1 pseudogene is annotated in these 506 nt (G+C 80.8%); it reads right to left on the bottom strand.

The annotated features are described in order from the left end of the window. Positions 1-506 (bottom strand): annotated as a pseudogene (locus N866_RS21815) (hypothetical protein); the annotation flags it as partial.

Here is a 506-nt window from a genome sequence, read left to right as displayed (position 1 = left end):
GCCGCGGCCGCGAGCGCGGCGGCGCGGAGGGCGGCGTCCAGCGGCCCGGCGGGCAGCCCCGCGGGCACGAGGTCCAGGGGTGCAGGAGCTCCTTGGGCACTCTCGGCACTCGCGGCACCGTCGGTCCCCTCCGCGCTGTCGGCAGGGCCGGCACGGTGGCAGGCGACGAGCAGGTCCGCCCAAGCGGCACCCGCCTCGGCGACGAGCAGGTCGGTCAGGCCGCCGGGCGCCACGCGGCGGCGCGAGGGGTCCAGCGGGAACGTCGCGAGGAGCAGGGCCGGCAGCGTGCACGGGTCGTCGGTCGGAGTCGGGGCGTGGACCACCGCCGGCCAGGACGGGGCGGGCGTCCCCGCGTGGGCGCCGGCGGCCGCGGGCGACCGCGGCACGGCCCACGTCACCGACCAGCCTGTGCGCGTGCGCTCCTCGACGGGACGGTCCGCGAGCAGGCCGGCGGGCACCGGGCCCGTCCGCGTCGCGACGACCCACCGCGAAGCGACGTCGCGCAG

This window comes from Actinotalea ferrariae CF5-4 (assembly GCF_000603945.1).
In the GTDB taxonomy this organism is placed as follows: Bacteria; Actinomycetota; Actinomycetes; order Actinomycetales; family Cellulomonadaceae; genus Actinotalea; species Actinotalea ferrariae.
Note: the sequence above shows the minus strand (reverse complement) of the source record. Positions and strands in the feature narration are given on the sequence as shown.